This is a genomic window from Streptomyces sp. NPDC006691 (assembly GCF_042869955.1).
In the GTDB taxonomy this organism is placed as follows: domain Bacteria; phylum Actinomycetota; class Actinomycetes; order Streptomycetales; family Streptomycetaceae; genus Streptomyces.
The window spans coordinates 20,136-42,391 of record NZ_JBIAGW010000019.1 but is presented as its reverse complement, the minus strand read 5'-3'; the positions used below and the strand labels follow the sequence as shown (position 1 = coordinate 42,391).

Genomic DNA, 22,256 nt, shown 5'->3' with positions numbered 1-22,256 from the left:
CGCCGCGCCGACCGGCGGCCGGCGCTCAGCGCATCCTGCCGTGCAGGAACAAGGCCCAGGCCAGAAAACCGGTTGAGGCCGTGCACAGCACGGTGCGCCAGACGTTGGCGCGCACCCAGGGGCCCTCGAAGGCGCGGCGAACGGCGGCCGGTTCGCGGCCGGCTGCGGCCGGGCCGGCGTTCTCAAGGGCGTTGTTCAGGGGGATGTTCACCTTGTTCGTGATGCCCATGGAAACGATGCAGCAGACCAGGGCCGAGATCAGTGCAGGCAGCACGGCGCGGCCGTCGGACGGGACGTGCAGGGCCAGCGCCAGGGCGGTGCAGACGAACGCGCCGAGGTAGCCGAGAATGAACCACCCATTGAGGATGGCCACGTTGACGCGCTGCATGACCTCGATGACCGTACGGTCGTCGGCGCCTTTGAGGCCTGGCATCACGGCGATGGCGAAACCGTAGAACAGGCCGCTGACCAGGCCCATCGTGACGGTGGCCGCTATGAGCGAGGCCAAGCGCGCGGTCTCCATCGTGTCCCCCTGCTCGTACGCCCCGGAGTTCCCGGTCGCGGGAGCTTTCAGGACAGCGGTCGTGAAATCGTCAAGTCGCGGAGATCCTATGGGCGTTGGCGGATTCTGCCGCCCGTTTCCTGATCCTTGGACGCACGCGTATGAACCTGAGCTTCGTGGATATGGTGCGTCTCGCGGGACTGGACTTGACTGCACTCATGACTCAGAACACGCGGATCACCCTCGTTATCGGCGGTCACGGCAAGACCGGCCGACGTGTCGCCCAGAAGCTCTCAGCCCAGGGCCGTCAGGTCCGGATCGGTTCCCGGACGGGCGAGCCCGCCTTCGACTGGAACGAGCCCGCCACGTGGGGGCCGGCGCTGGACGGCGTCGACCGGGTGTACGTGACCTACCACCCCGACCTCGCCTTCCCGGGGGCCGCGGAGCAGGTCGGCGCGTTCTCCAAGATGGCGGTGGCGAGCGGCGTGCGTCGCCTGGTGCTGCTGTCGGGGCGCGGTGAGGAAGCCGCACAGGTCAGCGAGAACAACCTGAAGGCCTCCGGCGCCGACTGGACCATCGTGCGTTCCAGCTGGTTCAACCAGAACTTCTCCGAGAGCTTCTTCCTGGATCCCGTACTGGCCGGCGAGCTCGCCCTGCCGACCGGCGACGCCGTGGAGGCCTTCGTCGATGCCGACGACATAGCCGACGTCGTGGTGGCCGCGCTGACCGACGACCAGCACATCGGGAAGACCTACGAGCTGTCCGGACCCCGCCTGCTCAGCTACAGCGATGTGGCCGCCGAGATCTCGAAGGCCACCGGGCGCGAGATCACGTACACCACGGTCACGAGTGAGGAGTACCGCGCGGTGCTGCGCGACAACGACCTCCCGGAGGAGTTCGCCGATCTGTTCACCACGATCCTGGACGGACGCAACGCGCATCTGGTGCACGGTGTGGAGGAGGCCCTGGGCCGCAAGCCCAAGGACTTCGCGGACTTCGCCCGCGACGCGGCGGCCGCCGGGGTCTGGGACGTCTGACGTGACCGCCACGGCGAAGGAGTCCGTATCCCTGGTGGCGGCGACGGTGGGCACCGGCTTGATGGCCGGCCTCTACTTCGCGTTCGACGTCTCGGTCATGCCGGGTCTGGGGCGTGGCGACGACCAGACCTACGTGACGGCCATGCGCAACATCAACGAGGCCATCGACAACGGCCTGTTCGGCCTGCTCTTCCTGGGCACCTTCCTGGCGACCGGGCTGGCAGCCTCGCAACAGCAGCGTGGCGGCCGCCCGAACGCGGCGCGTTGGGGCTGGCTCGCCTTCGCGCTGTACGGCTTGTCGATGGCCGTGACCGCGATGGTGAACATCCCTCTCAACAACCAGCTCGCACTGGCCGGGCCAGACGCCGCGGCGGCCCGCTCCCGCTTCGGCAACCGCTGGACCTCCGGCAACCTCGTTCGCACGGTGGCCTGTACGGCGGCCCTGACCGCGCTGGGCCGCGTACTGACGCTGCACGGCCGGGCGGCAGCGGCCTAGCCCCGCCGCACCACCTGGTCCACCCCTCCCGGAACGGCGCCCGCTCTCCTGAAACCCCCCGACGGAGAGCGGGCGCTTCCTCGGGCTGTTTTGGAAGGATGTATGGGAAGGATGTATGGATGGACTCGTTGACCGGCCTCCTCGAAGCCCCGAAGGCCCGGGGTGCCTTCCTCCTCAAGTCCGTCTTGAACCCACCCTGGTCACTGCGCATCGAAGACCGGGCCCCGCTGTCCGTCGTGACGATGGTGCACGGTGAGGCGTGGCTGATACCTGACCACGGCACCCCGATCCTGACCCGCCCGGGCGACATGGCCGTCATGCGGGGCCCCGAGCCGTACACCCTCGCGGACGCCCCGGACACGCCGGTCCAGGTCATCGTCGGCCCGCAGCAGCGGTGCAGCACGCGCGAGGGCGAGGACGTCACCGAGCGGATGGCGCTCGGCGTCCGTACCTGGGGCGACGGCTTCCAGGACGTCGACTCGGCGGTGATGCTGAGCGGCACCTACCAGACGCCGAGTGAGATCGGCCGCCGGCTGCTGACCACGCTGCCGGCCATCCTGGTCCGCCCGGCGGAGACCGCCGACGGAACCCTGGTGCCCCTGTTGGCCTCGGAGATCTCCAGGGACGAACCGGGCCAGGAGATCGTCCTGGACCGGCTGCTGGACCTGCTGCTGGTCGGCGCTCTGCGCACCTGGCTCGCGGAACCCGACAGCGGGTCCCCGTCCTGGTACCGCGCCCAGAGCGATCCGGTGGTCGGCCTGGCCCTGCGGCTGCTCCACGAGAACCCCGCCCACGGCTGGACCGTCGGGGAACTCGCGCTCAAGGCCGGCGTCTCGCGGGCCTCCATGGCCCGCCGCTTCACCGACATCGTGGGCGAGCCGCCGATGGCCTACCTGACCGGCTGGCGTCTGGCCCTCGCCGCGGACCTCCTGCGCGAGCGCGACGCCACGATCGCGACGGTGGCCCGCCGGGTGGGCTACAGCTCGGCCTTCGCCCTCTCGACGGCCTTCAAACGCGTCCGCGGCATGAGCCCCCAGGAATTCCGCACGGGCACCGCCCACGTCACTCCGGCCCAGTCCCCGCAGCCGCCACGCACGGTCGTCCTGTCCACGCCCACGTAGATCCTGCCTGCGAACGGGCCGACCGGGTCCGCAACCGGACCGGGTGCGGCAGCCACGGCGGATGCCCCCGGCCGCGTCCCATCAGCGCCGTCCGCGATCTCATCGGTGAATGCGGGGGAATACGGGGGATCCCTCGGAGCCGTGCGGGCCGTACGCGCGCAACCGTGCGTCCCGCGGGCCCTCACGGTCTCGGCCGGTGTCCGGGGCAGGTACGCGGCAACGGGACGGAGATGGGCATCGAAGCGGTGTTGAGCCACCGCGAAGACGGCCTGTGCGCCCGCGACGACGGCCTGTGCGCCGGACGCCATGAAAAACGTCCCGGACGGCATGCCGTCCGGGACGTTTTCAGTGTTGTGGCTGGGGCCGGGGTCGAACCGGCGACCTATCGCTTTTCAGGCGATCGCTCGTACCAACTGAGCTACCCAGCCACGCGCTTCACCGAAGTGAACCGCAGCGGTCCTGACGGGATTTGAACCCGCGGCCTCCACCTTGACAGGGTGGCGAGCACTCCAAACTGCTCCACAGGACCAAGCTTGCGCGAGACCAAGTCTCGCACAGGATTGTGCGTGCCCCCAACGGGATTCGAACCCGTGCTACCGCCTTGAAAGGGCGGCGTCCTGGGCCACTAGACGATGAGGGCTAATTGGCCCGCCTGGGCGCTTCGCAGCGCGTCGGGGACGTGAGAAGCATATGGGATGCGGGGAGGTATCGCCAAAACGGTTTCCCGGGAGGTCACGCGGGGGTGCGCCGAGGACGCCGCGCCCCGGCCGCCGTGGGGCCTCTCCGCATGGTCCCGGCGGCGCGCGGCGGGGCCGGTACGACCGCGCGAACGCGCCCGAACGCGCCCGAACGCCGGTGCGTGACCGACAATGGCCGGGTGCTGGAGATGACGCGCGAGGAGTTCGAGGAACTGGTCGGCGAGGCGCTGGACCGGATCCCGCCCGAGCTGACACGGCTGATGGACAACGTCGCGGTGTTCGTCGAGGACGAACCGGCCCCCGACGACCCCGAGCTGCTCGGCCTCTACGAGGGAACCCCGCTCACCGACCGGGGCGAGTGGTACGCCGGGGTGCTCCCGGACCGGATCACCATCTACCGGGGTCCCACCCTGCGGATGTGCGAGACGCGCGAGGAGGTCGTCGCCGAAACGGAGGTGACGGTGGTTCACGAGATCGCCCATCACTTCGGCATCGACGACGAGCGCCTCCACGCCCTCGGCTACGGCTGATCCCGCCCACCGTGTCCGCGGTCCGCGCCCTGCTCGGGTACGGCTGATCCCGTCGGCCCACCCCGTACGCCCTCGGCCACGGCTGATCTCACCGCCGGACGTGTCTCACCGCCGAACAGGCCCGGGTGCCACTGATTTCGCCCCGCACCTCTCACCCCGCCCCACCTCGCACCTCCCGCCCCGCGCCCCGGCGGCCCCGCGCGCTCGGACGGATGTCGGGCACAAGCCGGGTGCGGCCCGGGCGTGTCCCCGGTGGGGGGCCGGGAGTTGGAACGTGTGACCCCACTCCCGTGTTCCGGAGGTGCCCCCGTGCGCCAGTTGACCACCCCTGTCCGCCTGGCCGAGCTGGCCGTGACCGTCCTGGTGCTCACGGCGTCGGCGGGCTGCATGAGCGTGAGCGACAACGAGGGGAAGCCGAGGCCGTCGGTGTCCGCCGGGCGGCACGGCGAGGCCGCCAGCTCCGACGAGGGCAAGGGCGGCTCCGGCGAAACCCGGGAACGTACCGGCAAGCACGACCCGAAGGCGCCGGGCGGCTCGGCCGGGGCGCCGAGCGCCAGCGGGACGCCGGGGGCGTCCGGCGCGGCCGTGCCCTCCGCGGGCGCGCACCCGAAGCCCGGCGTCCCGGTCCCGGCCAAGCCGTCGCCGGGAGCCCCCTCGCGGCCGGCCCCGTCGGCCACCCACTCGGTGCCGGCCCCGCCGCCGGTCTCGTCCCCGCCCCCGCCGCCCGTCTCGCTTCCGCCGGCCTCCCCGTCGACGACTCCGGGGGCCGACACGCACAACAGCGCGCTGCGCACGAACCAGGCTCCGCTCCAGCCGGAGCCCAGTGCATCACCGCAGGTCGGACCGGTTTAGGGGGACTCGGTTTGCCTTAGGGGGGTGGGGGTGCGTATGGTAGTAGATCGTTTGATCCCATTGCCCGGCGCCGACACAGAAGAGCGCCGTGTGGCGCGTACTCTCCCTAGCCGTGGCTGACCGCATTGAGGCGGTCGAATTGCGAATTCACGGAGTTGACGGGCGCGTGCCGAGACTCCGGAAGGTTTCGCATTTCGCATGTCCATTTCCAGCACTGATCACTCCGTCCTGCCCGAGAACGAGAACAACGACTCCACCGAGGCCCGTGAGAACGACGTCGTCGAGGCCGTAGCGGCCTCCGACGTCATCGAGGTCGTCGAGATCGTCGAATCCGACTCCGAGGCGGACGAGAACACCGAGCCGACCGTCACCTTCGCGGACCTCGGTCTGCCCGAGGGCGTCGTGCGCAAGCTCGCCCAGAACGGGGTGACCACCCCCTTCCCGATCCAGGCCGCGACCATCCCGGACGCCCTGGCCGGCAAGGACATCCTCGGCCGTGGCCGTACCGGCTCCGGCAAGACCCTCTCCTTCGGTCTGCCCACCCTGGCCGCGCTGGCCGGCGGGCACACCGAGAAGAAGAAGCCCCGCGCGATCATCCTCACGCCGACGCGTGAGCTCGCGATGCAGGTCGCGGACGCGCTCCAGCCGTACGGCGACGTGCTCGGCCTGAAGATGAAGGTCGTCTGCGGCGGTACCTCGATGAGCAACCAGATCTACGCCCTGGAGCGCGGCGTCGACGTCCTCGTCGCCACCCCGGGCCGTCTGCGCGACCTCATCAACCGCGGCGCCTGCTCGCTCGCCAACGTCCAGGTCGCCGTCCTCGACGAGGCCGACCAGATGTCCGACCTGGGCTTCCTGCCCGAGGTCACCGAGCTGCTCGACCAGATCCCCGGCGGCGGCCAGCGCATGCTCTTCTCCGCCACCATGGAGAACGAGATCAGCACCCTGGTCAAGCGCTACCTGACGAACCCCGTCACGCACGAGGTCGACAGCGCGCAGGGCAACGTCTCGACGATGACCCACCACGTCCTGGTCGTGAAGCCCAAGGACAAGGCGCCGGTCACCGCCGCGATCGCCGCCCGCAAGGGCCGCACGATCATCTTCGTCCGCACCCAGCTCGGCGCGGACCGCATCGCCGAGCAGCTCTGCGAGTCGGGCGTGAAGGCCGACGCGCTGCACGGCGGCATGACCCAGGGCGCCCGTACCCGCGTCCTTGAGGACTTCAAGAAGGGCTACGTCAACGCCCTGGTCGCCACCGACGTCGCCGCCCGCGGCATCCACGTCGACGGCATCGACCTGGTGCTCAACGTGGACCCGGCCGGCGACCACAAGGACTACCTGCACCGCTCGGGCCGTACCGCCCGTGCCGGCAAGTCCGGTGTCGTCGTCTCGCTCTCGCTGCCGCACCAGCGCCGCCAGATCTTCCGGCTGATGGAGGACGCGGGCGTCGACGCCTCGCGCCACATCATCCAGAGCGCCGGCGCGTTCGACCCGGAGGTCGCCGAGATCACCGGCGCCCGTTCGCTGACCGAGGTCCAGGCCGACTCCGCGAACAACTCGGCCAAGCAGGCCGAGCGCGAGGTCGCCGACCTCACCAAGCAGCTGGAGCGCCTGACCCGTCGGGCCGGTGAGCTCCGCGAGGAGGCCGACCGTCTGGTGGCCCGCGCCGCCCGCGAGCGCGGCGAGGACCCGGAGGCCGCGGTCGCCGAGGTCGCCGCCGAGGCCGAGGCCGAGGTCGCGGCTGCTGCCGCCGCCGCTGCCGTGCCGGTTCAGGAATCCCGCGACGACCGCGGCAACTTCCAGCGCCGTGACGACCGGGGCAACTTCGAGCGCCGCGACAACCGTGGCGACCGCGGTGGCGACCGTGGCGGCTTCAACCGCGACCGTCGCGACGACCGTCCCTCGGGCGGCTTCAACCGCGGTGGCGGCGACCGTCCGTTCAACCGCGACCGTCGTGACGAGCGCCCCTCCGGCGGCTTCCGCCGTGACGACCGTCCCTCGGGCGGCTTCAACCGTGACCGTCGTGACGAGCGCCCCTCGGGTGGCTTCAACCGTGACGACCGCGGTGGCGACCGTGGCGGCTTCCGCCGCGACGACCGTCCCTCCGGCGGCTTCCGTCGTGACGACCGTCCCTCGGGTGGCTTCAACCGTGACGACCGCGGTGGCGACCGTGGCGGCTTCCGCCGCGACGACCGTCCCTCGGGCGGCTTCAACCGCGACGACCGTGGCGGCGACCGCGGCTTCAACCGCGACCGTCGTGACGAGCGCCCCTCCGGTGGCGGCTTCAACCGCGGTGGCAGCGACCGTCCGTTCAACCGCGACCGTCGTGACGACCGTCCCTCCGGCGGCGGCTTCCGCTCCGGCGGCCACGACCGTCCGTACGGCCGTCGTGACGAGCACCGCGGCACCGGCACCAACACCGGTTCCTTCGGCGGCCGCCGCGACGACAAGCCCCGCTGGAAGCGCAACGGCTGATCCCGTTACCTGACGGCTCATCAGGGCCCGTACCCCACCTGCCCGGTGGCGTACGGGCCCTTTTGCGTGGGCCGAGCCGCGCCCGGCAGGTGCGCACCCCGGGGCTCCGTGGCCGCGAACCCGTGCCCTGCGGACCCTCCGGGCCCTGTGAACCCTCTGAAACCCTCCGGACCCCAACCCTCCGGACCCCAACCCTCCGAACCCCAACCCTCCGGACCCCAACCCTCCCGACCGCTGCATCTCGGCCATCTCGGCCCTTCGCCGGCGCATGCCCCACCCGCGGGTTGGGAATCGCTGGGGGCATGACAAACGACGCCAGCCCCAACTCCCCCGAGAGACAAGGCACTCCAGGGGAGACACCAGGCAGCCCCGGCGCGACGACCGACGAGGAACTCCTGGCCCAGCTCGGCTACAAGCAGGTCCTCGCCCGGCGCATGTCGGCGTTCTCCAACTACGCCGTCTCGTTCACGATCATCTCGGTGCTCTCCGGCTGCCTGACGATGTACGCGTACGGCATGAAGACCGGCGGCCCCGCCCTCATCACCTGGGGCTGGGTGGCGGTGGGCCTGATGACGCTGATCGTCGGCCTCGCGATGGCCGAGATCTGCTCCGCCTACCCGACCTCGGCGGGCCTCTACTTCTGGGCCCACCGCCTCGCGCCGCCCCGGCAGGCCGCGGCCTGGGCGTGGTTCACGGGCTGGTTCAACGTCCTCGGCCAGATCGCGGTGACGGCGGGCGTCGACTTCGGCGCGGCGTCCTTCCTGGGGGCGTACCTGAACCTTCAGTTCGGCTTCGGGGTCACCCCCGCCCGCACGATCCTGCTCTTCGCCGCGATCCTGCTCCTGCACGGACTCCTGAACACCTTCGGCGTGCGGATCGTGGCGTTCCTCAACAGCGTGAGCGTGTGGTGGCACGTGCTCGGCGTGCTGGCGATCGTGGCGGCGCTGGCCCTCGTCCCCGACCACCACCGCTCGACCTCGTTCGTCTTCACCGACTTCGTGAACGAGACCGGCTTCACCAACAGCCTGTACGTGGTGCTGATCGGCCTGTTGATGGCCCAGTACACCTTCACCGGATACGACGCCTCCGCGCACATGACGGAGGAGACCCACGACGCCTCGACGGCCGGCCCGCGCGGCATCGTCCGCTCCATCTGGACGTCCTGGATAGCGGGTTTCGTGCTCCTGCTCGGCTTCACGTACGCGATCGGCGCGTACGACACCCAGCTGAATTCGGACACGGGCGCGCCCCCCGCCCAGATCCTCCTGGACTCGCTCGGCGCGACCGGCGGCAAGCTGCTCCTCCTGGTGGTGATCGGCGCCCAGCTCTTCTGCGGGATGGCCTCCGTGACCGCCAACTCCCGCATGATCTACGCCTTTTCGCGCGACGGCGCGCTGCCGTTCTCGCGCCTGTGGCACACGGTGAGCCCGCGCACCCGCACCCCGGTCGCGGCGGTCTGGCTGGCCGCGGGCGCCGCACTGGTCCTCGGCCTCCCGTACCTGATCAATGTGACGGCCTACACGGCGGTGACTTCGATCGCGGTGATCGGCCTCTACATCGCGTACGTGATCCCCACCCTGCTGCGCCTGTTCCGCGGCGACGCGTTCGCCCGGGGCCCCTGGCACCTGGGCCGCTGGTCGCGCCCGATCGGCATCGTGGCGGTGGGCTGGGTGGCGGTCATCACAGTCCTGTTCATGCTGCCGCAGGTCTCCCCGGTCACCTGGGAGACCTTCAACTACGCCCCGGTCGCGGTCCTGGCGGTCCTGGGCTTCGCCGCGGTGTGGTGGCTGGCCTCGGCCCGGCACTGGTTCCTGCGGCCGGAGGGGGCGGGGGCGCCGCGGGAGTGAGCCCGCGCATGACACCCGGGGCGGAGCGCCCCCGCCCAGAGCGGAGATTCGCCCCGCTCTGTCCGTATCCGCCGGGCCTCGGCACCCCGACCCCCGACCCGCGACGGGCCCGACAACCGATACCCGATCGGCTGCCGGGCGCCGTCCGGCTATGCTCGGGGGTGACTCGCCAAGGGCCATTAGCTCAATTGGCAGAGCAGCGGACTTTTAATCCGTTGGTTGTCGGTTCGAGTCCGACATGGCCTACCGAGAAGCCCCAGCTCAGATGGGTACCGAGCTGGGGCTTCGGTGCGTCCGGAGCCCTTGGGAATCGCCAACTCGGCCAATGCTCGGCCGAAGTGCTATGGATCATGGTTCCGAGCACACGAAGGCCCCGGTCGGGTCCGCACTCCCGGCCGGGGCCTTCTCGCGCCGGTCCGGCTCGGTCTCCCGGGGGCACAGCCGAAACGGGTCCTGCCCGCTCTTTGCCGGATCGGCGGCGGGGAGCGGAGATCAGCGCAGTGGAAAGCCCCGGCCATCACCGCGGGGGAGCACTGATGGCCGGGGCCGATGTTCGTCAGGCCTCAGACCGTGGCACGAGGAAGCCCCGAACCGGACTCGGCTCTTCGTCCTGTGCTCGCCGCCAGCTTCTGGCCGGACGGCGATACGGTTGGGCGCGTCGCCAGTCCTCGACGAGCTCGGCGTACCGAGGGTCCGTCCACTTCTGGTTTTCCATGCCTACCTCCTGGCCCACAGGGTAGGGGGTGTCAGCCCTTGGGCTTAGGGATGATGACGATCGGACCGCCGTCGTCAGAGTGCTGACACTTGGCGGCCACCGAGACGAGCTCGGCATCGGGCGACCCCCACAGATCGACGTCCACGCTGTACCCGGCGCTCTCGATCGCGGCGATGGTCCGCGCCAGTACGGCCGAGTCGAAACGACCCGGGTCGGGGCGCTCGGGGGCGTGGTGGACGAATCCACCCAGTCGGGCACACAGGTTCTGGTAGAGGCCGGTGTGCAGGATCAGGGCATGCCAGCCGTCGTCGACGACGCGACTCGGGACCAGGCCGCGGCCGCCGCGTGAGGCTGCTACCGCGACGAACGCGAGCGCGTCGGTGAGGATGCGGGACGCGAGGTCGGGTTCCATGCCCGGGTTGTTGTCGAGGATCGTCGCTCGGACGTCGTTGAACTGGGCGTCGGAGAGAAGGGTTCGTGCTGTCGTCTGGTGGTGCACGTAGTGCCTCCGTTGGCTGAGGCGAGGTGCTTGGCCCCGTCCCGGTCGCGGTCCTGTCAGGGAGTTTTGGCCGGGGCGGGGAGTCAGTGGTTGGCGTCGTGGCAGGAACAGGCGCATCTGAGTACCTCGATCGCCACGGCGCTCGGCGGCTGCCGTACCTCGAACGGGCCGGGGCAGAGCAGGTGTCCGCCGCGGCAGTAGAGGTTGCGGGCCTCGCGGCATTCCGGGGTGACGTAGGCGCTGGAGGTCCGTGGTTGGCTCATGACTCGGCCCTCCTGTTGAGCACGGCCGTGCCTGTCTCGACCAGGCCGAGCACGCGGTTCGGATCACACAAGGTGCCCGGCCTGGCCATGGGGACGAACCGGTAGCTCGCGAGCTCATCGGGCTGGTCATCGCCCACCCGGGGCACGCCGAGGAAGCAACCGAGGCCCAGGTACTCGGCGTGCGGGCCGAGGACGTGCCCGGGCGGAGAGGCGGGGACTAGGGCGTAGAAGCGGCGGCTGTGCGGAGCGTGGGATTACGGGGCCGCCCAGGGCGCCCAGTACGGCGGATGCCGTCGTCATCGCGGGCCCGCTGGTCGCCACCGCGTAAACCATCTGGTCCGCCAGCCGCACGGCGCCGAACCGTCGGCCGAGTGCGAGGCCGGCGACGGTGGTCTGGGCTTACTGGCGGTGGGCGTTGCCGGGGGTGTTCAGGCTCGCGGCGAGCCAGTCGGAGATTGCCGTGCTGTCCGCGTCCTTCAAGGGGTGGGATGCGGGTGTGCTCATGGATGCCTCCGCCGTCGGCCACGTCGGCATCAAGGATCTTGTGACGCACCGTGGTCGCTCGATGTCCGAGCGGTAATCTCACGGTGAGATGGATTCCTATCCCGTTCACGGATAGAGGAGTTGGCCGTGCAGCCGATCACGCCGGGAGTCGACCTGCCCCTGTGGGCCTGGGATTCGGCTGAGGTCCGCCAGGCGCTACGCCGCCGCGACATGGGCGCAGTCTTCCGGTGCGTGCAGCAGTACTCCGGGGCCAGCCAGGCGAAAATCGGCGCGGCCGTCGACATGGCACAGGGCCGCGTCAACGAGATCATCAACGGACATCGGGAGGTGTCCCGCCTCGACGTGTACGAGCGGATTGCGGACGGCCTCGACATGCCCGACGACGCCCGCCACCTCCTCGGCCTCGCCGCCAGCCGGGAGAAGCGGTCCGGCGGGGCCGCCTTCGATCTGGCCGCATTCCCCGAAGTGGTGCGCGTCTACGCAGCCCAGGCGTCTGCGCGCGAGGAGATTCAACAACAGGCCCGCGCGGCGCGGGAGCTCGACGTTCTAGCGGTCCGCGGCCTCGGCTTGATCGGCCTTAACGATTCCCTGCTCCGGGCCTGTCTGCCGCGCGAGCAGGGCGGGCACGGCCTGCGGGTGCGTCTTCTGCTGCTCGATCCCGAGTCCCACGCGCTCGCTCAACGGGCTGCCGAGATCGGCGAGTCGGTCGAATCCCTGGCGAGCGGTGTGCGCCTGGCCGAGGCGCGGCTGCGGGAGCTGGCCGGCACGTGCGACGTACAGGTCTACCGGTACAGCATGCTGCCGACGTGGCGGGTGATCCGCACCGATTCGACGATGTTCGTAGGCGCATTTGACGCAGGCTGGGAGGGGCATGAGTCTGCGTGCTACAAGGTGATGGAGACACGGCACGGGCCCCTGTACCGCGGGTTCCGGCGGATGGTGCAGGCGATTGTCGACGGGGCCGAACGCACGGTGTAGGGGAGGCGATCGCTGGTGATCGAGGCGGAGCTGAAAGCGCGAGTTCATGCGCCCGAGTCGGTACTCAAGCGACTGGATGAGCGGGCCACGGTGCGGGCCGAGGTGTACCAGGACACCTACTATGACGACCCCGCCGGCCGACTGGAGAGCGGCGACCAAGAGCTGCGCGTCCGAACCATCCATGGCACGGACGAAACCCGCACCCTGCTGACCTTCAAGGGCGCCAAGGTCGACGAGGCATCGGGCGCGAAGCCGGAGCACGAGACGAGCGTCAGTGACTCCGAGGCCGTGCACGCCGTACTCCGCGGGCTCGGGTACGTACCGCTCATCAAGTTCGAGAAGCGATGCAGGAACTACGACTTCCAGGCCGATGGCCGCAAGATGCTTGCCACGCTCGTCCGCGTCCCGGAGACCGACGGCACGTTCATCGAATTGGAGACGCTCGCCGAGGAGGACGATGTCGATGCGGCCCTTGAAGACGTCCGCGCCGTCCTGGGCGAACTCGGTATCGAGGAAGACGACTTGACCACCGAGCTGTACACCGACGCGGTCAAGACCAGTCGGGGTTGATAGAACGCCTCGACCACGCAGAAGCGCCCCCTGCTCGACCGGAAGGCCAGGCAGGGGGCGCGTGTTCGGAGCTACAGCGAAGACTGGAATGCCGATGCGGACGGCACGGTGTCGGCCGCCTCGGTAACACGGTCGACGACCGACGACCCCTCGCCCGCGAGCCGGGCAGCCATCCGTGCGGCGAGCGGAACATGGGTGGCGCCGGCCGGGGCGGAGAGGGGCTGGGCAGCGGCCGGAACGAGCTCAGTGGGCATGGCTCGATTCTGCATTGTGAGGCTGCGTCAGAGAGGCTTCTCTGTGCGGCAGTTGATGGCGGATTGTGGCGTCTGCGGCGTCACGAAAGGGGAATGGTGGGGACCCAGTACTTCGAGCTGATCTGTGACGAGCCCCCTTGCTCGGTCGTCCTCACCTCCGTGGGGGCGTGCCGGGTCGAGGTCCTGCGGGTGCTGCGTCGGCTGACCGGGCTCAGCCTGTGGCGCAGCAAGGAACTCACCCTCCAACTGCCGGTAGTGATCCTCCACGAAGTGGCCCGCGAGACGGCCGATGCGGCGGTCGCCATGCTGCGAGAGGCGGGGGCGGCCACGGAGATCGGAGAGGGGACACCTCGATCGTTCGGCGGGCACCGGCAGCCGGCCGATTGACGGGTGTGGCCGAACGGCCGGGACGGGGTGGTTCCTTCGCCTTCTCCGGCATGGCCGTCGGTGGCGGCAGCGTAGGCCGTGAGCGGGACGGGTCGCTCGGCGTCCGCAGACAGGGGACTCTGCCCGCCTGGCGCTGTGGCAGGGGACTCTGCGCCGCCTGCCGCTGTGTCCATCACGCGCGGCGGCCGACCCGCCGGGGCCGGGCCGCGGGACTCGGCACTATGAGGGGTGGGCCTGATCGGGGAGTTGGGGCAACCGGCCTGGCGGGAGGCGCGTCTGACTCGGAGGGTGGGCGGGAGGGGGCGTTGATGAGCGCCGGTGTTCTGGCCCAACGAGGCTCACGCGCAAGGGGGTTGGCGGGTGCAAGGCGCGAACGGCGGGGCTTCGTTCGTCATGGCCGTGATCGTCGTCGGACTGGTGGTGCGACGGCAGGTGCATACCCGGCCGGTGCGGCGCGGGGGGTCGTTGATCGGCTTGGCCGTCCTGGGCGTGCTCGGGGTCGGGGGGATCGCCTTCGGTGTGCTGTCGGTCACCGCGCACCGCTCCCTGACCGTGCTACCCGTCGCCCTCCTGGGGGCGAGCCTGGCCGTCGCGGGTGGTTTCGGCGTGGCCAGGGCGCGGACCGTACGAGTGTGGCGTGGCGCGCAGGGTGAGGTCCTGCGGAAGGGGACGGCGGCCACCACTGGACTCTGGGTGGCCTCGGTGGCCGTGCACATCGGGCTGGCCCTGTGGATCGACCACGTGGCGGGGGCCGGGGTGCTGGGTACGGCGTCGCTCTACGCGTATCTCGCGGTCGGCCTGGGCGCGCAGAGCTTCCTGGTGCTGGGCCGGGCGGCCGCGATCTAGGAGGTGACGGACCGCACCCACGTCCCCACCAGCCCGAAGTCCGCATCCGTAAGACCCTCGCGGGGGTCGACGCGGTGGAGCAGCACCGGGGCTCGGGTGTGGGCGGGGATCCAGGTTCGGTCGGCGTCGCCGATCTCGTCGTCCAGCCAGGCGAAGGGGCGGCCGTCGGCGTGGGCGAGCAGGGCGCGGGTCTTCCAGTGCAGGCCCAGTCGCTCTCCCTCGGCCTCCTCTTCGGGTTCCGGGGACTCCTCCGGCCAGGGCAGCACCGGCAGCTCGGGCAGGCCGAGGCGAGGGGCGACGCATTCGTTCGCCTCGGCCATCCAGGTCGTCGCCCACACGAGGTCGCAGTCGCGCGCCAGCGCCGCGAAGCGGGGTCCGTAGGCCGGGTTCAGCCGGGGGAGGAGCGGGTTGGTGGTGTGGGCGCCCGGGTACGTCGGGTAGCCCTCGGGGCGGCCGAAGGGGATCAGGGGTCCGTCGACGTCCAGGAACAGCAGCGGGCGTCGGGCGGCGGGGGAAGGGACGGGCACCCGCTGCACGATAGCCAGCCCCGGGGCGCCACGCCTAGCGGACGCGAGCCGACCCGGGCGCTGCCGTTCCGCGACGCGGCCCGCGAGGTCCCGGAGTGCCGTCGCCGTAAATGGTTCGGGGCACCCCTTCCGATGGCGTACAGTTGTGTTTACCGACGCGGGGTGGAGCAGCTCGGTAGCTCGCTGGGCTCATAACCCAGAGGTCGCAGGTTCAAATCCTGTCCCCGCTACTGAACGAAGAGGCCCGGCACTTGTCACCAAGTGCCGGGCCTCTTCGCGTTCCCCCGCGGGCCGGTACGCCTTGACCTTTCCACCTTGACCTTTACGCAACGTCAAGATCTAGCTTGGGCGGTGTGAACGGCAAGGAGTGGTCGATCCAGGAGATCGCCAAGAAGGCCGGGACGACGAGCCGCACCCTCAGGCATTACGGGGACCTCGGCCTGCTCGCCCCGAGCCGTATCGGGAGCAATGGCTACCGCTACTACGACCAGGACGCCCTGGTCCGGCTCCAGCGGATCCTGCTCCTGCGCGAGCTGGGGCTCTCGCTGCCGGTGATCGGCGAGCTCTTGGAGGGCGAGCGCGATCCGGCGGCCGCCCTGCGCACCCATCTGCGCCTGCTCGAACAGGAGCGCGAACGCATCGCGCGGCAGATCGCGTCCGTGCGGACCACCCTGCACAAGACCGAGAGGGGAGAGGAACTCATGGCCGAGGAAGTGTTCGACGGCTTCGACCACACCCAGTACGAGGAGGAGGTGAGCCGGCGCTGGGGGCGGGACGCCTACGAGAAGAGCGACCGCTGGTGGCGCTCGCTCACCGAGGCACAGCGCAAGGGCTTCCTGAAGGAGCACGAGGACATCGCCCGGGACTGGGGCCGGGCGCACGGCGCGGGCGCCGCCGCCGACGGCGACCTCGCGCAGGACATCGCGCGACGGCACGTCACCTGGCTGTCCACCACCACGAGCGTCGGGCGCTCGTACGTCATCGGGCTCGGGCAGATGTACGTCGACGACCCTCGCTTCGGCGTCAATTACGACCAGCACGGCGCCGGCACGGCCGTCTTCGTGCGGGATGCCCTGACGGTGTACGCCGAGCGGCATCTCTCGGACGGTGACACCCGGACCGGCGAGGTTGGTGGCGGAGGGTAGTCTCGCGCTCGCCGTGAGCGATTGGGCGAGCGGGTGCTGAGCGGGTGGGTGAGCGAGTGGGTGGGCGGGCGAGGGGTGGCTGGTGGGCGCGGGCTCCGCGGGGGGCGGCGGGTGCGCTGGTGCTCGTCGGCGTCTGCCTGCTCGGGCTCGGCGGGTGCGCGGAGTCGGGCCGGCCGTCCGTACCGGCCCGGGTCGCGCCGGTCGCCGGGATGTCGGCTCCGACCCACGGATGCCGGCTGAACCGGGGCGGCTGGGTCGAGCTGCCCTGCGTGCCCGAGCGGGCCGCCAATCACCGGCACACCCGGGGGAGCTGCGCCCGGGGCCGCCCCGGCCCGCACCGCTGCCGCCGCCACTGACCCGGCCGCCCCCGCCCGGTCCAGGGCCCGGCAGTGCGGCCCGGCACCGCCCGCAGCCCGCCGCTCGGCCTGCCCGGCACTCGCCTGGGTGCCTCAAGTCGCCTTCGGGGCCGAAACGGGCCAGGCTGGACGGGTGCGGCAGCGAGCAGAGGGCGAAGGGCGCCTGGTACGGGCGCTGCCCGTACTACTGGTCATCGTGGGCTTCGTCTTCGATGCCTCCACCCCGCCGGACCTGACCGCGGCCGCGCTCTTCGCGGGTGCCCCGGTCATCGCCGCGCCGTTCTACTCGGCCCGGGGCACGGCCACCGTGGGCCTCTGCTCGGTGGCCGCCGTCGTGGCGCTCTGGTTCATACATGATCTGCCCAACCTCGGCGAAGGCGCGAGCGAGCTGTTCACCGTGCTCACGGTGGGCGCGCTCGCCCTCTTCATCAACCGCATCCTGCGCCGCAGCGGCGAGCGCCTCGCCTCCGCCCGCGTCATCTCGGAGACCGCGCAGCGGGCCGTGCTGCCCACGCCCGCGTCCCGCATCGGCGGGCTCCACGTCGCCGCGCGGTACGAGGCCGCGCAGGCGGACGCCTTCATCGGCGGGGACCTGTTCGCCGTGCAGGACACCCCGTACGGGGTCCGGCTCATCGTCGGTGACGTACGCGGCAAGGGCCTCCAGGCGGTGGAGGCCGTCGCCGTGGTGATCGGTGCGTTCCGGGAGGCCGCCGAGCAGGAGTCGTCCCTGGAGGCGGTGACCCAGCGCCTGGAGCGGGCGCTGGCCCGCGAGGGCACCCGGCGCGACCGGCTCGACGCGGTCGAGGGGTTCACCACGGCGCTGCTGGCCGAGATCCCGCGCGGCGACGGCACCGTACGCCTGGTGAACCGGGGCCACCCCGAGCCGTTCCTGCTCCACCAGGACGGGTCCCTCGACGTGCTCGTGCCGAGCGAGCCCGCGCTGCCGCTCGGCATGGCCGACCTCGGGGTGTGGCCGGACCGCTCGGACGTGCGCCCCTTCCCGCCCGGTTCCACGCTGCTGCTCTACACGGACGGGCTCTCCGAGGCGCGCGACGAGGCGGGCGTCTTCTACCAGCCCGCCACCCGCCTCCGCGGCGCGATCTTCCCGGGCCCGGACGAGGTCCTGGACGCGCTCGTCGACGACGTACGCCGCTATACGGGCGGCGGCACGAGCGACGACATGGCGCTGCTCGCGGTGGGCCGGCCGGCCGAGGGCCAGCCCGACCGGCGGCGCACGGTGACGATCGTGAAGTGAGGCCCGGCGAACGGCCGTGGGGTGTCCGGCGAGTGGCCGTGAGGGTGTCCGGCGAGTGGCGGTGAGGGTGTCCGGTGGGCGGCTGTGGGGGAGTCCGGTGAGCGGTCGCGCGCGGGGCTGGCGGGCGGCCGTGAGAGGGGCCGGTGAGCGCTCCGCCGGGCCGTCACGGTGGGTGCCCGGAAGGTCTCACTGCGCATAACAATTGACACACCGTCAGAAAACGCGTGTGACGCGAGCGACTCTGAAAGGCCGTCAACTCGCCCGTTTTGCCCTGGCAATGGGCACTAAGTCCACGCCTTGGCCGTTAATGATCAGTGGGAACGGCTTGGAATCCGCCCCCGCTGTCTATTAACGTTCGATAACGCAGCGCGGTCGTCCCAGCCGCCGCCAAGGCGGCACCGCGCGCCTGCGCCGAATCCCCTTCGGGGAACCGGGGAACCACCAACTTGGGGTGAATCGGACGTCCGTCATGGGCGCTCGTAGGAGACCTTCCTGCTCCGAACCCGTCAGCTAACCCGGTAGGCGAGAAGGAAGGAAAGGAGCGCCCCCCGTGGCGTCCAGCGAGCCTGCCCTCGGCACCCCCCTCCCTCCCGTTTCCCTGTACGGGGACGCACCCGGCGAGAACGAGACCTGGGAGGAGTGGGACCCGACCGAGGAGTCCGTACGTCCGGTCCGGGGGAGACACAGAGTCGCCAAGCAGCGTGGCGGACTCGCGCGCAGCTCCACCGTCCTCGGGGTCGGCGTCATCGCGGCCGTCGGTGCGGGCGGCATGGCCACCGCGCAGGCCAAGCCGCCGGTCTCCATATCCCTGCCCGACTCCATCAGCGAGAACCTGCCCCACCTCGGCTCGCTGCCCGGCGTCGGCGAGCTGGTCGCCTCGCACGACACCCCGAGCAGCCCCACAACCGCTGCCGCGCAGGCCGAGCAGAAGATCGCCGCCGCGCCGCTGACCATGACCGGCCTGACCACGAGCGAGGCCGAGCAGGGCGCCACCGACGCGGGCGAGGCGCTGCGCGCCCGGATCCTCCAGCAGGCCGCGCAGCAGAAGGCCGGGGCCGTCGCCGAGGCGAAGGAGGCCGCGCAGAAGGCCGCGGCGGCGAAGGCGGCCGAAGAGGCCAAGGCCAAGCAGGACGCGGCCGAGGCGAAGGCGGCCGCGGAGAAGGAGGCGGCGGAGGCCGCGGCGGCGAAGAAGGCGGAGGAGGAGCGGCTGGCCAAACTCGCCGCCAGCTACTCGCTGCCGGTCGGTTCGTACACGCTCACCTCGACGTTCGGCGAGGCCGGCTCAATGTGGTCCTCCGGCCACCACACCGGCCTCGACTTCGCCGCGCCGACGGGTACGCCGCTGAAGGCGATCCACTCCGGGACGGTCAAGTCGGCGGGGTGGGCGGGGGCGTACGGGTATCGCACGGTCATCGAACTCGATGACGGGAGCGAGCTCTGGTACTGCCACCAGTCGTCGCTCGCGGTGAGTGTGGGGCAGAAGGTGGCTACGGGGGATGTGATCGGGCGGGTCGGGGCGACCGGGAACGTCACGGGGCCGCATCTGCACCTGGAGGTGCACACGCCGTCCGGTACGGGCATCGACCCGATGACCTGGCTCCAGTCGAAGGGGCTCAACCCCTGAATGCCTGAACCCCTGAACCCCTGAATGCCTGAACCCCTGAATGCCTGACTGCATAAACACCTGGCAGTCGTTTGAGGACGAGCTGCCCTGAGGCGCGAACGGGGGTTGGGGGCCCGGAGCCTCCCTGGGGTCCGGCCCCTCTCTGGGGTCCGGAGCCGACCAACCCCGGGCGACCGGTGGGAGGGTGGTCCCCAGGGGTAGGAATAGGCGGGCCCGCGGCGGAGGTTAGGGGGCTATGACCTCCTTGCGCCCGCTCGGCTCCGCCGACCTCTCCGTGTTCCCCCTCGCCCTCGGCGGCAACGTCTTCGGCTGGACGGCCGACGAGACCCAGTCGTTCGCCGTCCTCGACGCCTACCTCGCCGGCGGCGGCAACTTCGTCGACACCGCCGACGGCTACTCGAAGTGGGCCCCGGGCAACTCCGGCGGTGAGTCCGAGACGATCATCGGCAAGTGGCTGGCGGCCCGCGGCAACCGTGCCGACGTCGTCGTCGCCACGAAGGTCGGCTCGCACCCCCAGTACGAGGGCCTCGCCGCGGGCACCATCAAGGCCGCCGCCGAGGAGTCGCTGCGCCGCCTCGGCACCGACTACATCGACCTGTACTACACCCACTTCGACGACACCTCCGTCCCCGTCGAGGAGATCGTCACCGCCCTGGACGAGCTCGTACGCGAGGGCAAGGTCCGTGCACTCGGTGCCTCCAACATCAGCCCCGCGCGGCTCCAGGAATCCCTGGACTTCGCCGACCGCGAGGGCCTCGCCAAGTACGCGGCGCTCCAGCCGCACTACAACCTGGTCTCCCGCGACACCTACGAGGGCGCCCTCCAGGACACGGCCTCGCACGCGGGCCTCGCCGCGGTCCCCTACTTCGCGCTCGCCTCCGGCTTCCTCACCGGCAAGTACCGCCCCGGCCAGAGCGTGGACAGCGCGCGGGCCGAGGGCGCGGGCAAGCACCTGGACACCGAGCGGGGCCGCAAGGTGCTCGCCGCGCTCGACCGGATCGCCCAAGAGCGCGACGCGGAGATCGCCACGGTCGCCCTCGCCTGGCTGGCGGCCCGGCCCACCGTCGCCGCCCCCATCGCCTCGGCCCGTACCGTCGAACAGCTCCCGGCGCTGCTCGCGGTAGCCGACCTGGAACTCACCGACGCCCAGCTCTCCGAGCTGACCGCCGCCTCAGCCTAGGTACGGGTTGTACGGGTTGTACGGGCCGTGGACCGGGCCCTGGCCCGCGGCGGGGCCCGGCTGTCCGTACGGGGCGTACTGCGGGTGCGGGTGCGGGTGCGGGTGCGGGTGCGGCGCGTACGGCGCGTACTGCGCGTGCTGGGTGTAGGGGTGCGGCGGGCCCGGCTGCGGCGGCACCCAGATGCGTCCCGTCGCTCCGGCCGCGTACAGCAGCGCCGGGCCCGCGATCGGCTTGCGCTCCCACAGATGGTGGAGCAACTCCTGCTCGCGGGCGGCGAAGTCGGGCCCCGGTCCCGTGGCGCCCCGGCTGCGGTACGCGCGGTGGCGCAGGAAGGCGAGCGCGGTCGCGAACGCCTCGTACTCGGCGACCGCCCGGGCCGCGCGCTTCCCGCCGAAGCGGTGGTGCGCGAAGTCGCGGGCCGTCGCGCGGGCCCGCATCGAGGAGAGCGCGAGCGGCTCGACCGGGCCCAGCCAGCCGGCCGCGGCGTACGCGGGCAGCTCGGCGGCGACGGTACGCAGCTCGCGCTGCCGGCTCCAGATCGCGAGCCAGGTCAGCAGCCCGAACACCGGCACCATGAAGGCCCCGTACACGATGTAGAAGCCGTACACCCCGAACAGCGTCGAGCTGTTCCACAGGGCGTGCATGCCCATCGCGCACACCAGGCCGAGCAGGGGGAACGCCACCCGCCGCAGCCGTTTGCCGGCCGGCGCGAGCGCGGCCGCGCCGAAGCCTATGCCCGTCATCACGGTGAACAGGGGGTGGGCGAACGGCGACATGACGACCCGTACGAAGAAGGTCGCCGCGGTCGTCGAGGCGAGGCCTCCGCTGTGACTGGCCTGGTCCTCGCCGAAGGCGTTGCCGAGATAGAGGATGTTCTCGGTGAAGGCGAAGCCGGTCGCGGTGAAGCCGGCGAAGACGACGCCGTCGACGATGCCCTTGAAGTCCCGTCTGCGGAACAGGAAGAGCAGCAGCACGGCCGCCGCCTTCGCGCTCTCCTCGACGATCGGCGCTATGACGCTCGCGCCCAAGTGGTCGGCCGACGACGGGTCGGCGGTGGCCGTCGCTATCCAGCGGGTCGCGAACGAGTTGGCGATGATCGCCACGAGCGCGGCGGCGCAGGCGCCCCAGGCCAGGGCGAAGAAGAGGTTGCGCCAGGGGCCCGGGTCGACCCGGTCGAGCCAGCGGAACGCGGCGCCGAGCAGGGGCACCGGAAGCACCGCGAGCCCGAGCCCGACCAGGAAGCCCTCGGTGCCGGTCTGGTCCCGTACGAGCGCGAGGATGACGAGGCCGCACAGGGCGAGCAGGGTGATCAGTGCGCCCGCGCGGACCGCCTTGGAGCGCCAGAAGTCGCGGCGCGGACGGTAGCGCCACTTCGCGCGGTCCGGCGGGACCCCGTCGAAGCGGGGTTCCTCCGCGCACGCCGGAACCGGCTGGGCCGGAAGGGCCGACCCGGCCTGCTGGGGCGCCTGCCCGGGAGGCGGGCGATGCGGAAGCGACTCGAAGGACACCAGACGACCCTAACGAGGGTCACTGACAATGCGCGACGGTGCCTGCACCAACGAGCCGTGCCGCGCCCGGCCCGGTCCGAACCGTC

General features: G+C 71.2%; 21 protein-coding genes, 5 tRNA genes and 1 riboswitch. Of the genes, 17 read left to right on the top strand and 9 right to left on the bottom strand.

The genetic code is table 11. The features are described 5' to 3' along the window. Positions 1–25 precede the first annotated feature (25 nt). Positions 26–523, bottom strand: coding sequence for a DUF1772 domain-containing protein (locus tag ACFYNP_RS30840; protein ID WP_388790097.1), 498 nt, complete (start codon positions 521–523; stop codon positions 26–28). 197 nt (positions 524–720) lie between these two features. On the opposite strand from ACFYNP_RS30840, the gene ACFYNP_RS30835 reads away from it, so the two are divergent. The 3 genes from ACFYNP_RS30835 (at position 721) to ACFYNP_RS30825 (ending at position 3,156) form a co-directional block, all read left to right on the top strand. Beyond that, complete coding sequence (locus tag ACFYNP_RS30835) at positions 721–1,539, top strand: NAD(P)H-binding protein (RefSeq protein ID WP_100579843.1); 819 nt, start codon at positions 721–723, stop codon at positions 1,537–1,539. A gap of 1 nt (position 1,540) precedes the next feature. Next, positions 1,541–2,035 carry a DUF1772 domain-containing protein gene (locus ACFYNP_RS30830; RefSeq protein ID WP_234376723.1) on the top strand — a complete coding sequence of 165 codons (495 nt, stop codon included), beginning with the start codon at positions 1,541–1,543 and terminating at the stop codon, positions 2,033–2,035. Positions 2,036–2,154: 119 nt separating this feature from the next. Beyond that, complete coding sequence (locus ACFYNP_RS30825; RefSeq protein ID WP_388418866.1) at positions 2,155–3,156, top strand: AraC family transcriptional regulator; 1,002 nt, start codon at positions 2,155–2,157, stop codon at positions 3,154–3,156. Positions 3,157–3,510: 354 nt separating this feature from the next. On the opposite strand, the gene ACFYNP_RS30820 is transcribed toward ACFYNP_RS30825, so the two are convergent. The 3 genes from ACFYNP_RS30820 to ACFYNP_RS30810 form a co-directional block, all read right to left on the bottom strand. Further along, positions 3,511–3,584, bottom strand: a tRNA-Phe gene (locus tag ACFYNP_RS30820). Between the two features lie 26 nt (positions 3,585–3,610). Continuing rightward, positions 3,611–3,685 (bottom strand) — tRNA-Asp (locus ACFYNP_RS30815). A 38-nt stretch (positions 3,686–3,723) separates the two neighbouring features. Beyond that, positions 3,724–3,796 (bottom strand) — tRNA-Glu (locus tag ACFYNP_RS30810). A 237-nt stretch (positions 3,797–4,033) separates the two neighbouring features. On the opposite strand from ACFYNP_RS30810, the gene ACFYNP_RS30805 reads away from it, so the two are divergent. The 5 genes from ACFYNP_RS30805 (at position 4,034) to ACFYNP_RS30785 (ending at position 9,804) form a co-directional block, all read left to right on the top strand. Next, positions 4,034–4,384, top strand: coding sequence for a metallopeptidase family protein (locus tag ACFYNP_RS30805; RefSeq protein ID WP_199846692.1), 351 nt, complete (start codon positions 4,034–4,036; stop codon positions 4,382–4,384). Positions 4,385–4,693: 309 nt separating this feature from the next. Further along, positions 4,694–5,236 (top strand): hypothetical protein, encoded by a 543-nt coding sequence (locus ACFYNP_RS30800; RefSeq protein ID WP_388790095.1) that lies wholly within the window; start codon positions 4,694–4,696, stop codon positions 5,234–5,236. A gap of 198 nt (positions 5,237–5,434) precedes the next feature. Then, positions 5,435–7,711, top strand: a complete 2,277-nt coding sequence (locus ACFYNP_RS30795) for a DEAD/DEAH box helicase (RefSeq protein ID WP_388790092.1) — start codon at positions 5,435–5,437, stop codon at positions 7,709–7,711. A gap of 302 nt (positions 7,712–8,013) precedes the next feature. Beyond that, positions 8,014–9,558 carry an amino acid permease gene (locus ACFYNP_RS30790; RefSeq protein WP_388790090.1) on the top strand — a complete coding sequence of 515 codons (1,545 nt, stop codon included), beginning with the start codon at positions 8,014–8,016 and terminating at the stop codon, positions 9,556–9,558. Positions 9,559–9,731: 173 nt separating this feature from the next. Beyond that, positions 9,732–9,804: transfer RNA gene (locus tag ACFYNP_RS30785), tRNA-Lys, on the top strand. A 500-nt stretch (positions 9,805–10,304) separates the two neighbouring features. Here ACFYNP_RS30785 and ACFYNP_RS30780 read toward each other — a convergent pair. After that, complete coding sequence (locus tag ACFYNP_RS30780) at positions 10,305–10,772, bottom strand: glycine-rich domain-containing protein (RefSeq protein ID WP_388418854.1); 468 nt, start codon at positions 10,770–10,772, stop codon at positions 10,305–10,307. Between the two features lie 83 nt (positions 10,773–10,855). Then, positions 10,856–11,035: a hypothetical protein gene (locus ACFYNP_RS30775; protein ID WP_388790087.1), complete on the bottom strand. Its 180-nt coding sequence runs from the start codon at positions 11,033–11,035 to the stop codon at positions 10,856–10,858. Positions 11,036–11,665: 630 nt separating this feature from the next. Here ACFYNP_RS30775 and ACFYNP_RS30770 point away from each other — a divergent pair. Together ACFYNP_RS30770 and cyaB are read left to right on the top strand one after the other, a co-directional pair. Further along, positions 11,666–12,517: an XRE family transcriptional regulator gene (locus ACFYNP_RS30770; RefSeq protein ID WP_388418848.1), complete on the top strand. Its 852-nt coding sequence runs from the start codon at positions 11,666–11,668 to the stop codon at positions 12,515–12,517. A 15-nt stretch (positions 12,518–12,532) separates the two neighbouring features. Continuing rightward, positions 12,533–13,087, top strand: a complete 555-nt coding sequence (gene cyaB / locus ACFYNP_RS30765) for a class IV adenylate cyclase (protein WP_388790085.1) — start codon at positions 12,533–12,535, stop codon at positions 13,085–13,087. A gap of 71 nt (positions 13,088–13,158) precedes the next feature. On the opposite strand, the gene ACFYNP_RS30760 is transcribed toward cyaB, so the two are convergent. Beyond that, the gene (locus ACFYNP_RS30760) at positions 13,159–13,341 is read right to left on the bottom strand and encodes a hypothetical protein (RefSeq protein ID WP_388418840.1); all 183 of its coding nucleotides are present in this window, start codon (positions 13,339–13,341) and stop codon (positions 13,159–13,161) included. 93 nt (positions 13,342–13,434) lie between these two features. On the opposite strand from ACFYNP_RS30760, the gene ACFYNP_RS30755 reads away from it, so the two are divergent. Then, positions 13,435–13,728, top strand: coding sequence for a ribosomal protein L7/L12 (locus ACFYNP_RS30755; RefSeq protein WP_388790082.1), 294 nt, complete (start codon positions 13,435–13,437; stop codon positions 13,726–13,728). Positions 13,729–14,088: 360 nt separating this feature from the next. Next, on the top strand, positions 14,089–14,574 hold the full coding sequence (locus ACFYNP_RS30750; protein WP_388790080.1) for a hypothetical protein: 486 nt from the start codon (positions 14,089–14,091) through the stop codon (positions 14,572–14,574). On the opposite strand, the gene ACFYNP_RS30745 is transcribed toward ACFYNP_RS30750, so the two are convergent. Next, positions 14,571–15,101, bottom strand: a complete 531-nt coding sequence (locus tag ACFYNP_RS30745; RefSeq protein WP_388790077.1) for an HAD domain-containing protein — start codon at positions 15,099–15,101, stop codon at positions 14,571–14,573. The genes ACFYNP_RS30750 and ACFYNP_RS30745 overlap by 4 nt on opposite strands. Before the next feature lie 156 nt (positions 15,102–15,257). Between ACFYNP_RS30745 and ACFYNP_RS30740 the strand changes: the two genes are divergently transcribed. The 5 genes from ACFYNP_RS30740 to ACFYNP_RS30720 all read left to right on the top strand — a co-directional run bounded on the left by ACFYNP_RS30740 (position 15,258) and on the right by ACFYNP_RS30720 (position 20,661). Further along, positions 15,258–15,331: transfer RNA gene (locus ACFYNP_RS30740), tRNA-Met, on the top strand. A gap of 123 nt (positions 15,332–15,454) precedes the next feature. Next, positions 15,455–16,246, top strand: coding sequence for a MerR family transcriptional regulator (locus ACFYNP_RS30735; protein WP_388790074.1), 792 nt, complete (start codon positions 15,455–15,457; stop codon positions 16,244–16,246). A gap of 489 nt (positions 16,247–16,735) precedes the next feature. Then, positions 16,736–17,857 (top strand): PP2C family protein-serine/threonine phosphatase, encoded by a 1,122-nt coding sequence (locus ACFYNP_RS30730; RefSeq protein ID WP_388418824.1) that lies wholly within the window; start codon positions 16,736–16,738, stop codon positions 17,855–17,857. 399 nt (positions 17,858–18,256) lie between these two features. After that, positions 18,257–18,397: riboswitch (cyclic di-AMP (ydaO/yuaA leader) on the top strand. Between the two features lie 10 nt (positions 18,398–18,407). Beyond that, positions 18,408–19,481, top strand: a complete 1,074-nt coding sequence (locus ACFYNP_RS30725) for a M23 family metallopeptidase (protein ID WP_388790071.1) — start codon at positions 18,408–18,410, stop codon at positions 19,479–19,481. 235 nt (positions 19,482–19,716) lie between these two features. Further along, entirely contained in the window at positions 19,717–20,661 is a 945-nt protein-coding gene (locus ACFYNP_RS30720; RefSeq protein WP_388790068.1) for an aldo/keto reductase, read from the top strand. Here the strand turns inward: ACFYNP_RS30720 and ACFYNP_RS30715 are convergent. Continuing rightward, a complete protein-coding gene (locus ACFYNP_RS30715) occupies positions 20,653–22,170 on the bottom strand; it encodes a PrsW family intramembrane metalloprotease (protein WP_388790066.1) in 1,518 nt (505 codons plus the stop codon). The genes ACFYNP_RS30720 and ACFYNP_RS30715 overlap by 9 nt on opposite strands. Positions 22,171–22,256: the final 86 nt, after the last annotated feature.